This window comes from Kitasatospora sp. NPDC001261 (assembly GCF_042896795.1).
GTDB lineage: Bacteria > Actinomycetota > Actinomycetes > Streptomycetales > Streptomycetaceae > Kitasatospora.
Window position 1 is genome coordinate 232919 of sequence record NZ_JBIAXP010000009.1, and the last position, 12212, is coordinate 245130.

Below are 12212 nucleotides of genomic sequence, written 5' to 3' on the forward strand. Positions count from 1 at the left end.
ACCTCCCCGTGGGCCAGCTGCCCCTGTTCTTCCTGGTGCTGCTCGCCTCCGTGGTGACCATGCCGCTCGGTCGGAAGACCGGAGTGCCACAACCGGTGCTGATGACCCTGCTCGGCATCGTCATGGCGCTCGTCCCGCAGATCCCGGACGTCAGCATCGAACCCGAGCTGATCCTCCCGCTGGTCCTGCCGCCGCTGATCTTCGCGGTGGCCCGGCGCTCCTCGGTGCGCTACTTCAAGGCCAACGCCCGCTCGATCCTGCTGCTGGCGATCGGCCTGGTGGTGGTCACCACGGTCGCCGTGGCCGGTGCCGTGCACTGGCTGCTGCCCGCCCTGCCGCTGGCCGCCGCCATCGCGGTCGGCGCGCTGGTCTCCCCGCCCGACCCGGTCGCCGCCGTCGCGGTGGCCGGCAGCGTCGGGCTGCCCCGCCGCCTGGTGGCGATCCTGGAGAGCGAGGGGCTGTTCAACGACGTCACCGCGATCGTCATCTACTCGCTGTCCATCGAGGCCATGGTCAGCGGCGACTTCTCGGGCGGCGACGCGGTGCTGCGCTTCGTGCTGTCCGCGGTGCTGGCCGTGGTGGTCGGCGTCGCGCTCGGCTGGGTCAACACCAAGCTCGCCGAGCGCCTGGACGACCCGACCCAGCAGGTCGCGCTCAACCTGCTGGTGCCCTTCGCCGCCTACACCCTGGCCGAGGAGATCCACGGCTCCGGCGTGCTCGCCGTCGTGGTCTGCGCGCTCTACCTCGCCGAGCGGGCCTCCGACGCGGACGCCGTCGCCTACCGGCTGGTCGGCAACGCCTTCTGGGAGGTGGTCGAGATCCTGATCACCGGCGTCGCCTTCGGACTGATCGGCCTGGAGCTGGCCACCGTGCTCAAGGAGGCCGGCCGCGGCTGGACCGGCTTCATCGGCGACGCCGCCGTGGTCATCGCGGTGGTCGTGGCGGTCCGGCTGCTCTGGCTGCTGCCGGCCGGCTGGCTGTCGAAGCGGCTGCGCTCCGGCGACGAGGAGGACACGCCGTTCAGCTGGAAGGAGAGCGTGATCCTCTGGTGGTCCGGCATGCGCGGCGTGGCCACCGTCGCCCTGGCGCTCGCCATCCCGCTCACCCTGCACTCCGGCGAGGACTTCCCCGAGCGCGGCCGGCTGGTCTTCATCGCCTTCAGCGTGGTGCTCTTCACCCTGTTGGTGCAGGGCCTCACCCTGCCCTGGCTGGCCAAGCGGTTCGAACTGGACATCGACCAGGACAAGCACGAGCAGGCGGTGCGCCAGCTCTGGTGGCGGGCCGCCAAGGCCGGGCTCAACCGGCTCGGCGAACTGGAGGAGCAGGACCGGCTGCCCGCCGAGGTCGCCGACCGCCTGCGGGACCGTCAGCACGACCGGCTGGCCCGGCTCTGCCCGGAGAACTACGCCGAGGAGGAGGCCGCCGAGGCCAAGCTGCGGATGGCCCAGTGGCGGGCCGCCCGGGACGTCGAGCAGGAGATGATCGCCGCCTCCCGCCGCGAGATGCTCGCCGCCCGCAGCGAGCCCGGCGCCGATCCGGAGCTGGTCGACGAGGTGCTGCGCGGACTCGACCTGCGCTCCGAACGGAAGTGACGGGGCGGCAGCCGGGGCCGGGCGGAATGCGCACGACCGGCCCCGGGGTTGCATAGGCTGAACCCGGGCAGGCCGTCAACGGAGTCGGCGCACCACCAGTACCCGCACGACCTCGGCGAACCCTCACGCCTGGCCCTGCCGGTTTCTGCACCCAGATGAATCGAGGACCCACCGATGTCGGAGACCCGCGCCGACGCCCGCACCCCGCTCGACCGCACCCCGCAGTGGGCCGCCCTGGCCAAGCACCGGACCGAACTGGGCGCCACCCACCTGCGCGAGCTGTTCGCCGCCGACCCGGAGCGCGGCCGCCGCTACACCCTCCAGGTCGGCGACCTGCACGTGGACTACGCCAAGCACCTGGTCACCGACGAGACGCTGGGGCTGCTGCGCGAGCTGGCCGCCGCCACCGGTGTCGCCGAGCTGCGGGACGCGATGTTCCGCGGCGAGAAGATCAACAACACCGAGCACCGGGCGGTCCTGCACACGGCGCTGCGCGCCCCGCGCGGCGCCGTGGTCGAGGTCGACGGCGAGAACGTGGTGCCCGCGGTGCACGCCGTCCTCGACAAGATGGCCGCCTTCGCCGACCGGGTCCGCAGCGGCGAGTGGAAGGGCCACACCGGCAAGCCGATCCGCACCGTCGTCAACATCGGCATCGGCGGCTCCGACCTCGGCCCGGCGATGGCCTACGAGGTGCTCCGCTCGTACAGCAAGCGCGACCTCGACGTCCGCTTCGTCTCCAACGTGGACGGCGCCGACCTGCACGAGGCGGTCCGCGACCTCGACCCGGCCGAGACGCTGTTCATCGTCGCCTCGAAGACCTTCACCACCATCGAGACCATCACCAACGCGGTCTCCGCCCGGGACTGGCTGCTCGGCGGCCTGGGCGCCGGCACCGAGGCGGTGGCCAAGCACTTCGTCGCGCTGTCCACCAACGCCCGGGGCGTGCAGGACTTCGGCATCGACACGGCCAACATGTTCGAGTTCTGGGACTGGGTGGGCGGCCGCTACTCCTACGACTCGGCGATCGGCCTCTCGCTGATGACCGCCATCGGCCCGGACGCCTTCCGCGAGATGCTGGACGGCTTCCACCTGGTCGACGAGCACTTCCGCACCGCCCCGCCGGAGCAGAACGTCCCGCTGCTGCTCGGCCTGCTCGGCGTCTGGTACGGCGCGTTCTTCGACGCCCAGGCGCACGCGGTGCTGCCCTACTCGCACTACCTGTCCAAGTTCACCGCCTACCTCCAGCAGCTGGACATGGAGTCCAACGGCAAGTCGGTGACCCGCGACGGCACCCCGGTGGACTGGCAGACCGGCCCGGTGGTCTGGGGCACCCCCGGCACCAACGGCCAGCACGCCTACTACCAGCTGCTGCACCAGGGCACCAAGGTCATCCCGGCCGACTTCATCGGCTTCGCCAAGCCGGTCGCCGACCTGCCCGCAGGCCTGGTCGCCCAGCACGACCTGCTGCTGGCCAACTTCTTCGCCCAGACCCAGGCGCTGGCCTTCGGCAAGACCCCGGAGGAGGTCGCGGCCGAGGGCGTGCCCGCCGAGCTCGTCCCGCACAAGACCTTCCAGGGCAACCACCCGACCACCACCCTCCTGGCCGGCGAGCTCACCCCCTCGGTGCTCGGCCAGCTGGTCGCCCTCTACGAGCACAAGGTGTTCGTCCAGGGCGCGATCTGGAACATCGACTCCTTCGACCAGTGGGGCGTCGAGCTGGGCAAGGTGCTCGCCAAGCGGATCGAGCCGGTGCTGCTCACCGGCGAGGGCACCGAGCAGCTGGACAGCTCCACCGCCGAGCTGGTCGCCCGCTACCGCGCGCTGCGCGGCCGCTGAGCCCGTCGTCCCGGGCCGTCCGCTCCGGCGGGCGGCCCGGGACGCTTCTCCGGCCCCGGAAACCCGGAAACCCGGAACGCCGGAGCGTTGAGACGCCGAAACGCCGGAAGGCCCTTCGCTCTCGCGAAGGGCCTTCCGACTGTCTGTGCGCCGCCAGGGACTCGAACCCCGGACCCGCTGATTAAGAGTCAGCTGCTCTAACCAACTGAGCTAGCGGCGCCTGCTGACAGAGAAGACTCTAGCAGCGCCGTGCGGCCGAGCCAAAATCGAATAACGGCCGCCCCGCGTTCACCCCCCGGTCACGACGGCCGCCCCGGCGGCAACCGGCGCACCCGGCTCGCGCGCCGCCCGGACGCAGGCCCACAGCACCACCGCGGCGCCGGGCAGCCGCGGGTCGCGCCGCTCCGGCGCGACGATCCACCGGCCGGCGCCCTGCCCGGGGGAGTCCGGGCTGTTCACCAGCCGCTGCAGGGGCGGCACGGTCACCGCGTCGCCCTTGCCGTGGCACAGCAGCGGCGGCACGTCCCGGGCCCACTCCTCCCAGGCCAGCAGCCGGCGCAGCCGGGGCGCCGCGCCCGGCTGGACGAACAGCAGCAGCCGCCCCCGGTGGACGGCCACCGGCCCGCAGCCCGGCCCGGACGCCCACAGCTCGTCCAGCACCCGGCGGCCGAACAGCGCCGGCATGCTGATCACGTCGAAGGCGCGCCCGCAGGGCAGTACCGAGGGCGCCCAGGGGCGGCTCTCCCACAGGGCGCGCATGCTGCGCGGGTACTCGCTGGCGGAAGCGAGCCAGGCCTCCCCGGCCGCGCCGACGCACTCCACCGACGGGTGCATCACCGACGGGTACGACACCGACTGCTGCGTCACCGATTGCTGCGTCCAGATCTCCACGGAGAGCAGCCTGTGCGGCGCACGCCCCCGGTGCGACGGAAAGCGCGGTTCGCCGGACAGCGCGGCGGGGGACGGCGTACCCTTCCCCGCCGCGCATATGCCAGAGGCCCGTGTCCGGCCGCGGGCGCTCAGTCCTCGTGCCGGCGCGGCTGGAGCAGGGTGCGGCCGTACTCGATCATCTTCGCGGCGTAGTCCGGGGTCCAGTCCGCCCGCCGGGCGACCTCGGCGTCGGACAGCGCGTCGAACCGGCGCGGGTCGGCGAGCTGCGCGGCGGCGACCGCCTGGAAGTCCGTGGCCCGCTCGGCGGCGGCCCGGAAGGCCAGGGCCAGCTCCGTGGAGCGGCGCAGCAGCTCCGCCGGGTCCTCGATCGACTCCAGGTCGAAGAATCGTTCCGGCTCGGGTTCGGCGGACTGCGGCTCGAACAGCAGCTGCACCGGACGCAGGCGCCTGGTGGGCTCGGACGACTCTGGGGAGTCGGGCATGGACGGACACCTCCGGGTTTCGGGTGGGGGTGGGGGAAATCTGCTCCGGGCTGCGCCGCCCGGTCGTGGCCGCCGTCCATTGTCTCGCGGCGGGGGCCCGTAGCGGAACGGTGCGCACGCGAGCGCTATTCCCCGGCGCACGCCGGGCGCGCGACTCGTGCGCCGCGCTTCCGGATCGCATGCGAACCGGTTGTCCGGGTGCGCCCGGTGCACCCGGTGCGCCCGGGCTGCCCGACGAAGCCGAGGCAGCCGATGAAGCCGACGAACCGGAGAGAACCCCCATGCGTGTGAGAAGAGGCCTGACGGCCCTCGCCCTGTCCGTCCTGTCCCTGCTGGGCGCCCTGCTCACGGTCGCCGCCTCCGTCGCCCCGCCCGCCGCGGCCGCCGAGACGGCGCTGGTGGTCACCGGGGAGCCGAGCGCCCCCGGCGGCGCCTCGACGGCGACCTGCCCGGCCGGCACCCACCTGACCGGCGGCGGCTACCGGCTCCAGCCGGACGCGGACGGTCCGGTGCGCGCCGACGGCCCCACCGCCGACGCGCGCGGCTGGAGCGCGCAGGCGGAGCGGGGGTCGGTGGTGGCCTACGCCGTCTGCGAGACCGAGGACTGACCCCGGCGGCCGGCCGGACGGGCCTCAGCGCAGGTGGACCCGGTGGCGGCTCAGGTGCTCCAGCACCTCGTGGTTGGCCTCCCAGCCGTCCGGAAAGGCCACCGGGACGCCCAGCTGCACCGGCTCGGTCGCGGGGTGCTCGTCCAGCAGCTCGGCGATCCCGGCCCGGGCCACCACGATGCAGGCGTGCCGGTGCCGGGAGGCGAGCACGCAGAGCCGGCCGGTCTCCAGGTGGAAGGCGGTCGCGTCGGGGCGCCCGGAGAGCGGGTGCAGCACCACGGTGACGTCGTACTCGCGGCCCTGCAGGCGGTTGGCGGTGTCCACCGTGACGGCCGGACCGGCCGCGCCGTCCACCGGCACGCCCGCCTTGAGCAGGGCCGCGCGTACGGCCGCCGCCTGGTCCCGGTGGGCGGTGCCGACGGCGACCCGGTCCGCGGTGAGCGGGGCCTCGCCCTGCTCGGAGTGGGCGGTCAGCCCCCGCTCCAGCAGCCGGCGGACGGTGGCCGCGACGGCCGCCACGGCCTGCGGGTCGGTCCGTACGGTGTGCCGGGCGGGCAGTTCCAGCAGGGCCCAGCCGTGCTCGGCGGCCCGGTCGATCACCGCGTCCAGCGCCGAGCCGTCCGGGCGGACGGCGGCCGTCAGCCGGCGGTCGTCCGGGCCGGTGCCGGAGCGGAACGGCGTGTACGGGTAGAAGGCCCGCGAGATCAGCGGCGCGGCGCTGGCGGGCAGCCGCCAGGAGACCGGCAGCCGGTGCGGCTCGATCTCCGGGTTGTGCGCCAGCATGGTGACCACCGCGCTGCCGGACGGGTCGTACGACAGCCCGGCCCACTGCTCGGTGCCGACCACGGTGAACGGGTCCAGCTGGCCCGGGTCGCCGACGAACAGCGCCCGCTCGAACAGCCGGGCCACCGCGAGCAGGGCGTCCGAGCGCATCTGGTACGCCTCGTCGACGATCGCGTGCCGCCAGGGCGCCTCCGTCCGCACCCACTGCCACTTGGCCGAGGTGGAGATCACCACGTCGTGCTCGACCAGGTCGGCGACCTTGTCGGAGGGCGTGACGTTGGCGTGCTTCAGCACCTCCGGACCGGGCCGGGAGTCCGCGGCGTGCAGCCGGCCGATCGTCAACTCCGGTGCCTTCTCGGCCAGTCGGCCCACCAGGTCGTCCACCTGGCCGTTGGTCTGGGCGACGATCATCAGCCGCTCGCCGGCGCCGACCAGCTCGCGGGCGGCCCGCACCACGAGCGTCGACTTCCCGGCACCGGGCGGGGAGTCCACCACCACGCCGCGCGGGGCGCCGGCCGGCGGACGGACGGTGGCCGCCAGGATCCGGGCCACCGCGGCGTCGGCGGCCGCGCCCGGGGCCTGCTCGGGGATCGAAGTGGTCATCACTCCCACTCCTCGGAGACGGACGGGGCGGGTACGGGCGCGGCGCCGGGCGGGCCGCCGTGGGTCCAGGGGGTGTCGTCCGGCTCGGGCAGCGGCGCGGACTGGCGCACCGTCAGCTCGAACAGGGTGAAGGTGACCGGCTCGCCGGGCTCGGGCAGGCTGCCCGGCTCCGGCTCCTTCCTGCGGCCCATGCCGGAGAGCACCCGCAGGGTGAGGGTGCCCTCGGCGGTGTCCACCGCGACGATCTCGGCCTTCTGCGGGCTCGGGCCGTGCACCCGGTGCACCTCCCGGCCGAGGTCCGCGTGCGGGCGGTCGGCGGTGCGCAGGGTGACCAGCGGGCGCGGCTTGGGGGAGCGGCCGGTGGTGTCCCAGTCCGGCACCACCTCCGTCACCACGCCGCTGAACGCCTCGCCGGACAGCCGGTGCTCGGCCATCGCCAGCGGGTCGTCCAGCGCCTCCTGGACGTCCAGGCGGGCCTGCTCGCGCTCGCGCTGGGCGAGCTTGCGGGCGGCGGTGACGGCGTCGTCCTGCCGGGGCTGCGGCGGCTCGCCGGCCGCCAGCCGGTCCCGGTGGCCGGTGTAGGACCAGCGGTCGCCCGTCCAGCGCTCCGCCAGGTGACCGGCCGGCGGCAGGGCGCGCAGCAGGTCCAGGCCCTGCCAGACGTCCCGCCAGGTGGGCAGCAGGACCGACGCCAGCGCCTCTTCCAGCGCCGTCACCGCCGCCCGCACGGCCGTCCGGGCGCGCGCGGCGGCGGCCTCGTCGCGCTGCTCGGCGCTGTGCTGCAGGGCGCCCACGGCGGAGTCGTAGCGGGTGATCGCCGGGGCCAGCACGAACTCGTCGAAGCGCGGGTCGGTGGCCGGGCCGGCCGGCGGGTGCAGCAGCTGCCCCCGGTCGTCCCGGGCGGACTCGGCCAGCTCGGCCGCCCGCGCGCCGGTCAGGCCGTCCGGCGGGCGGTGCCAGGCGAGCCGGGCCGCCAGGTGCTGGTCCTCCAGGTGGCTCTGGCCGGTCGCCCAGTGCCGGGCCAGCAGGCCGGTCATCGGCAGCAGCAGCGAGGAGCCGGGCACCTGGGCGCGGTCGGTGAGGTGGGTCAGCCAGCGGCCGAGCAGCGGCACCCGGACCGGCGCCGGGTACGGGCCCGGCTCCTCGTCCTCGGCGGTGCGGCGGAAGCGGGTCGAGCGGCCGATCAGGGCGAGGTGGTGCACGCCCGCGCCGTTCGGCACCACCAGCTGCGGGGCGTCCGCGCACAGCTCGCGGAACACCTGGGTCTTCTCGCCGGTCTCCGGGTCCTTCTCGGAGCCCTCGATCTGCTCGACGTCCTCGGCGAAGGACTCCAGGTACGGCAGCAGGTCGGCGGCGAGCTCGGCCAGGAAGTCGAACCGCAGGGTGCGGTTGAGCGGCTGCGGCACCAGGTGCAGCCGGGGCGCGTCCCGGTCGGTGCCGAGCATCACCGCGAGCGGCGCGCCGGACTCGCCGGCGGCCGTCAGCGGGACCAGCACCATCGGGCGGTCGGACAGGTGCCGGTGCCGGACGGTGGCCAGCGGCTCGGCCCGGCCGCTGCGGACGGCCTCCAGCCGGGCGAGGGTGGTGAGCAGGCTCATGCGCGAGCCCCTTGGTTTTCCGCCCCCACGGCGCCGGCGCCCAGGGCTTCGGCGCGCAGGGCGGCCGCGTAGGCCAGGCGCTCGGCGGCGTCGTCCGCGCCGTCCAGGTCCTCGCTCTTGGTGCCGGCGGCGGCCAGCGCCTCGGCGACCGTACGGATGCTGCCCAGCTCGCCGCGCACGCCCCGGCCGAGCTGCTCGACCCGGTCGTCGCAGCGGGCCCGGGCGCGGCAGTGGAAGCCGAGTTCGCAGGTGGAGAGGCAGTCCGGGCTGTACGCGGCGGGCACCGCCTCGACCGAGGCGGCCAGCTGTTCGGTGGTCCGGGCCGGCGCGCCGTCCTCGTCGGCGGCCAGGTCGAAGTCGGCGTCCGGCGGCAGCGCCGCCAGCAGCCGGCCGATGCCGGTCATCCGGCCCAGCTGGCGGCGGGTGGTGGCCAGTTCGCGGCGGACGTCCACGGCGACCGCGGTCGGCCGGTTGCCGAAGTCCTTGGGGCAGACCAGCAGCACGCTGGTGCGCGGGCTGCCCGGCAGCCGCTGCTCGGTGTACGGGTCCTCGGCGAGCGGCTGCCCGGCCGCCGCGGCGGCGAGCCGCTGGAGCGCCAGCACGTACACGGCGGCCTGCCGGGCGGCGGCGCCGACCTTGGCCGGGTCGGCGCCGCCGTCCAGCACCGGGAAGGACTTGATCTCGACCACCGTGCACCGCCCGCCGTGCACCACCAGCGCGTCCGGCTCCAGGTAGGCGGTGCTGCCGGCCACCCCCAGGCGCAGCATCGGGTGGTCCAGCAGCGTCCAGGCCTCCGGGTCGGCGGCGGCCAGGGCCAGCGCCTCGGCCGTCCGGTCGGCGCGCACGGCCGGGCCCGAGCGGTGCAGCAGGTCCGGCACCAGGAGCGGGGCGTGGCCGTCCGCAGGGAGGCCCAGGTGGTGGCGGAGCGGCTCCAGCAGTGGGGCGTAGCCGTCGGCCTTCAGCCGGGACTCGAAGATCACGCCGCGGGCGATGGCGAAGGGGGACTGGCCGAAGGGGGCCGGGCGGCCGAGCCGGGCCGCCAGCACCGACTTGTCCACCCCGGCCGCGTCGAGCACGGCGCGGCGGTGGCAGCCCGGGTTGGCGGCCAGCGCGGCGAGGGAGCGGGCGTTCAGACTGCGCTGCGGGGCCGGTCCGCGCAGCTCCGCGAGCCGCTGGGCGAGCGGCTCAGCGGGCCCGCGCGGCGGGACGTTCGTCGAGACGTTCATGGTGCGGCCCAGTGTCGCATCCGGGTCCGACAACGCGGTGCGGACCGGCCGTTGGAGAGGCGGTCCGCGGCCGGAACCGGACGTCCGCCGCCCCCGGGCCGCGGCCGGAACCGGACGCCTGCCGCCCCCGGTCCCGCGGCCGCCGGGACGGGCCCCTCGATCGTGGTCGCCGCCCGGGTGGGGGATCATGGAGCCCGGTGCTCAATGGTGAGACCGACCGACCGTTGCCACCGCCCCGTCGCTAGGAGTCCCCATGCCCGCCCGCATCGTGCTGGTCCGCCACGGCGAGACCGAGTGGTCCGCCACCGGCCGCCACACCGGCCGCACCGACATCCCGCTGACCGAGGAGGGCCGGGCGATGGCCCGGGCCCTCGGCGCCCGCCTCGCCAAGGCCCCCTGGAACGGGCTGCCGGACGCGCTCGTCTACACCAGCCCGCTCGGCCGGGCCAAGGAGACCTGCGAGCTGGCCGGCTTCGGCGACCGCGCGGTGGAGCGTCCGGAGCTGATGGAGTGGGACTACGGCCGGTACGAGGGCCGCACCGGCGCGGACATCCGCTCCAGTGACCAGCCCGGCTGGCTGATCTGGCGCGACGGGGTGCCCGGCGGCGAGAAGCTCTCCGAGGTGGCCGCCCGGGTGGACGCCTTCCTGGCCGGCCTCAACGAGGAGCACGGCGTCCCCGCCCCGGACACCACCGTGATGCACTGCGCCGACCGGGACGTGATCCTGTTCGCCCACGGCCACCTGCTGCGCATCCTCACCGCCCGCTGGCTGGGCCTGCCGCCCGAGTACGCCCAGCGGTTCAAGCTCGGTACGGCCGCGCTGTGCGTGCTGTCCTGGGAGTACGGCGCCCCGGCGGTGGAGGTCTGGAACGACCTGTCCCACCTGGAGGGCCTGGCCGCCGGGCACTGAGCCGGCTGTGCCGGGCGGCTCCGGGGCCCGTCGAGGCTAGGCCGGGCGGCGGGGCTCAGGCGGCCGCCGCCCGGTCGTAGTCGGTCAGGAACCGGCGCACCTCGGGCACCGCGACGTGCGGGCGCAGCCGCCCGGCGGTGTCCGCGAGCATGCTCCGGATCCGGGCCGAGCGGACGGCGCCGAACAGCGCGACGGCGGCCGAGCCGTGGTGCGCCGCCCCCGCCAGGTCCCCGCGGCCGAGCCGGTCGTGGGCCAGCTCGGCGGTGTACAGCACCCGGTTGCGGACGAAGTGCGGCTTCTGGAGCGCTATCGCCAGCCCGGCCTGCTCGCTGGCGCGGTCCCAGTCGCCGAGCGCCGACCAGCACTGCGACTGGAGGCCGGCGATCTCGGCCTCGCCGAAGAAGGACATCCACTCCGGGTCCCGCCCGCCGGGGCCCCGGTCGAAGAGGGCGTACGCCCGGCCGAGCGCGCGCTCGCAGGAGACGCGGTCCTGGAGCAGCGCCCAGGCGCCGGCCTCGCGCATGGCCAGCAGGGCGAGCAGCCGCTCGGAGCCCAGGCCCCGGGCGGCGACCTGCCCGGCCTGGGCGGCGCGCAGCGCCTCGCGCGGGCGGCCGGCGTCCCGGGCCAGGAAGGCGCTGTTGCAGAAGACGTGCGCCTCCAGGGCGGAGTCCCCGGCCATCCGGGCGGTGGCGAGCGCCTCGGAGTAGAACGAGCGGGCGTCCGCGAGCCGGTTCGAGTCGTGGGCCAACCAGCCGACGGAGATGGCGAGTTCGCCCGCCCCGGTCTGCAGCCGGCGTTCCGTCTCCGGGCTGTACTCGCACTCGTTGAGCAGCACGTACGCGTTGCGCAGCGACCGCCCGGCGAGCTCGTACAGGGCGTCGGCGCCGTGCGCGTCGTCGGCCAGCCGGATCTCCCGGACGGCCTGTTCCACGCCGAGCACCTCGGCGGCGCCGACCCGGCGCAGCGGCCCCACCGGCCCGGGCCGGCCGGGCACCAGCGGTTCGCCGCCGAGCAGCGACGGCGCGGTGAACTCCGCACCGGGGAAGGCGCCTTGGCCGGCGAGCGCACCGGGGGCGCCGTCGGCGCCGGCCTGCCGGCCGGCCGCCGAGGCCGGTCGGTCGATGCCGATCACGGAGGCCAGCGCGGTGGTGCCGCCGGCCAGGAACGTACGGCGACGCACGTCGTCGTTCTCCTCGTCGAGATTGGGCGATCCATCGGGCCCCCTGGGCACCGTCCCGCGGCTCGGCCACGGGGGCCCGTCCGGTGCGGCTGGATCCGTGTACGGCGAGGCAGCGTACGGGAGTTGAGTGGAGAGAGGTGAGCGCGGGGCGGGCGGGGGCGGGAACGTCGGGTGGAGCGGAGGGGGTTCGTTCCACCCGACGGACCGGTCCGCCGGGCGGCGGCGGACGGAGGTCCGGGGGGCGAAGCCGAGGTCGGTGAGCGCGCGGTCCGGCCACATGTGCCGGAACACCCGCTCGTAGGCGTAGTTGGGGCAGCGGATCTCACCGGACTCGACCCGCCCGACGTACCGGGCGTCGCAGGACACGTGCTCGCCGATCTCGCGGGCGGCCCTGCGGACGGCCGTGGCGAACTCGCCGGGAGAGCGGTCGCCGCGCAGTGCGCGCATCACGGCGTTGGGGGACGGACGGTTCGGCTCGGCCGGTGGGGTGGCTGCCATGGCGC

At 75.4% G+C, this 12212-nt stretch carries 10 protein-coding genes and 1 tRNA gene; 4 read left to right on the plus strand and 7 right to left on the minus strand.

What is annotated here, in order from left to right; genetic code table 11:
• Positions 1–8 precede the first annotated feature (8 nt).
• On the plus strand, positions 9–1592 hold the full coding sequence (locus ACFY4B_RS15055; RefSeq protein ID WP_074005109.1) for a Na+/H+ antiporter: 1584 nt from the start codon (positions 9–11) through the stop codon (positions 1590–1592).
• A 174-nt stretch (positions 1593–1766) separates the two neighbouring features.
• Positions 1767–3428 carry a glucose-6-phosphate isomerase gene (gene pgi, locus ACFY4B_RS15060; protein WP_074005110.1) on the plus strand — a complete coding sequence of 554 codons (1662 nt, stop codon included), beginning with the start codon at positions 1767–1769 and terminating at the stop codon, positions 3426–3428.
• 146 nt (positions 3429–3574) lie between these two features.
• Here pgi and ACFY4B_RS15065 read toward each other — a convergent pair.
• The 3 genes from ACFY4B_RS15065 to ACFY4B_RS15075 all read right to left on the minus strand — a co-directional run bounded on the left by ACFY4B_RS15065 (position 3575) and on the right by ACFY4B_RS15075 (position 4801).
• Positions 3575–3648, minus strand: a tRNA-Lys gene (locus tag ACFY4B_RS15065).
• Between the two features lie 68 nt (positions 3649–3716).
• Positions 3717–4262, minus strand: a complete 546-nt coding sequence (locus ACFY4B_RS15070) for a bifunctional DNA primase/polymerase (RefSeq protein ID WP_387968222.1) — start codon at positions 4260–4262, stop codon at positions 3717–3719.
• Positions 4263–4447: 185 nt separating this feature from the next.
• Positions 4448–4801 (minus strand): hypothetical protein, encoded by a 354-nt coding sequence (locus ACFY4B_RS15075; RefSeq protein WP_074005111.1) that lies wholly within the window; start codon positions 4799–4801, stop codon positions 4448–4450.
• A gap of 281 nt (positions 4802–5082) precedes the next feature.
• Here ACFY4B_RS15075 and ACFY4B_RS15080 point away from each other — a divergent pair, with 281 nt between their 5' ends.
• Positions 5083–5409 (plus strand): hypothetical protein, encoded by a 327-nt coding sequence (locus ACFY4B_RS15080; protein WP_380741407.1) that lies wholly within the window; start codon positions 5083–5085, stop codon positions 5407–5409.
• Positions 5410–5433: 24 nt separating this feature from the next.
• On the opposite strand, the gene ACFY4B_RS15085 is transcribed toward ACFY4B_RS15080, so the two are convergent.
• From ACFY4B_RS15085 to ACFY4B_RS15095, 3 genes are read right to left on the minus strand one after another with little or no spacing between them, the layout of a single operon-like run.
• Positions 5434–6795: an AAA family ATPase gene (locus ACFY4B_RS15085; protein ID WP_074005112.1), complete on the minus strand. Its 1362-nt coding sequence runs from the start codon at positions 6793–6795 to the stop codon at positions 5434–5436.
• Positions 6795–8393 (minus strand): hypothetical protein, encoded by a 1599-nt coding sequence (locus ACFY4B_RS15090; RefSeq protein ID WP_387968181.1) that lies wholly within the window; start codon positions 8391–8393, stop codon positions 6795–6797. The genes ACFY4B_RS15085 and ACFY4B_RS15090 overlap by 1 nt, the downstream gene beginning before the upstream one ends.
• On the minus strand, positions 8390–9619 hold the full coding sequence (locus tag ACFY4B_RS15095; RefSeq protein WP_387968183.1) for a hypothetical protein: 1230 nt from the start codon (positions 9617–9619) through the stop codon (positions 8390–8392). Before ACFY4B_RS15095 ends, ACFY4B_RS15090 begins: the two co-directional genes overlap by 4 nt.
• 253 nt (positions 9620–9872) lie before the next feature.
• Between ACFY4B_RS15095 and ACFY4B_RS15100 the strand changes: the two genes are divergently transcribed.
• A complete protein-coding gene (locus tag ACFY4B_RS15100; protein WP_074005115.1) occupies positions 9873–10529 on the plus strand; it encodes a histidine phosphatase family protein in 657 nt (218 codons plus the stop codon).
• A 55-nt stretch (positions 10530–10584) separates the two neighbouring features.
• Here the strand turns inward: ACFY4B_RS15100 and ACFY4B_RS15105 are convergent, their stop codons facing one another.
• Complete coding sequence (locus ACFY4B_RS15105) at positions 10585–12207, minus strand: tetratricopeptide repeat protein (protein ID WP_375877331.1); 1623 nt, start codon at positions 12205–12207, stop codon at positions 10585–10587.
• Positions 12208–12212: the final 5 nt, after the last annotated feature.

Excerpts from the sequence above, each read along its gene's own strand:
- pgi (WP_074005110.1), top strand. The coding sequence starts at position 1,767 with ATGTCGGAGACCCGCGCCGACGCCCGCACCCCGCTCGACCGCACCCCG.
- ACFY4B_RS15070 (WP_387968222.1), bottom strand. The coding sequence starts at position 4,262 with ATGCACCCGTCGGTGGAGTGCGTCGGCGCGGCCGGGGAGGCCTGGCTC.
- ACFY4B_RS15075 (WP_074005111.1), bottom strand. The coding sequence starts at position 4,801 with ATGCCCGACTCCCCAGAGTCGTCCGAGCCCACCAGGCGCCTGCGTCCG.
- ACFY4B_RS15080 (WP_380741407.1), top strand. The coding sequence starts at position 5,083 with ATGCGTGTGAGAAGAGGCCTGACGGCCCTCGCCCTGTCCGTCCTGTCC.
- ACFY4B_RS15085 (WP_074005112.1), bottom strand. The coding sequence starts at position 6,795 with ATGACCACTTCGATCCCCGAGCAGGCCCCGGGCGCGGCCGCCGACGCC.
- ACFY4B_RS15090 (WP_387968181.1), bottom strand. The coding sequence starts at position 8,393 with ATGAGCCTGCTCACCACCCTCGCCCGGCTGGAGGCCGTCCGCAGCGGC.
- ACFY4B_RS15095 (WP_387968183.1), bottom strand. The coding sequence starts at position 9,619 with ATGAACGTCTCGACGAACGTCCCGCCGCGCGGGCCCGCTGAGCCGCTC.
- ACFY4B_RS15100 (WP_074005115.1), top strand. The coding sequence starts at position 9,873 with ATGCCCGCCCGCATCGTGCTGGTCCGCCACGGCGAGACCGAGTGGTCC.
- ACFY4B_RS15105 (WP_375877331.1), bottom strand. The coding sequence starts at position 12,207 with ATGGCAGCCACCCCACCGGCCGAGCCGAACCGTCCGTCCCCCAACGCC.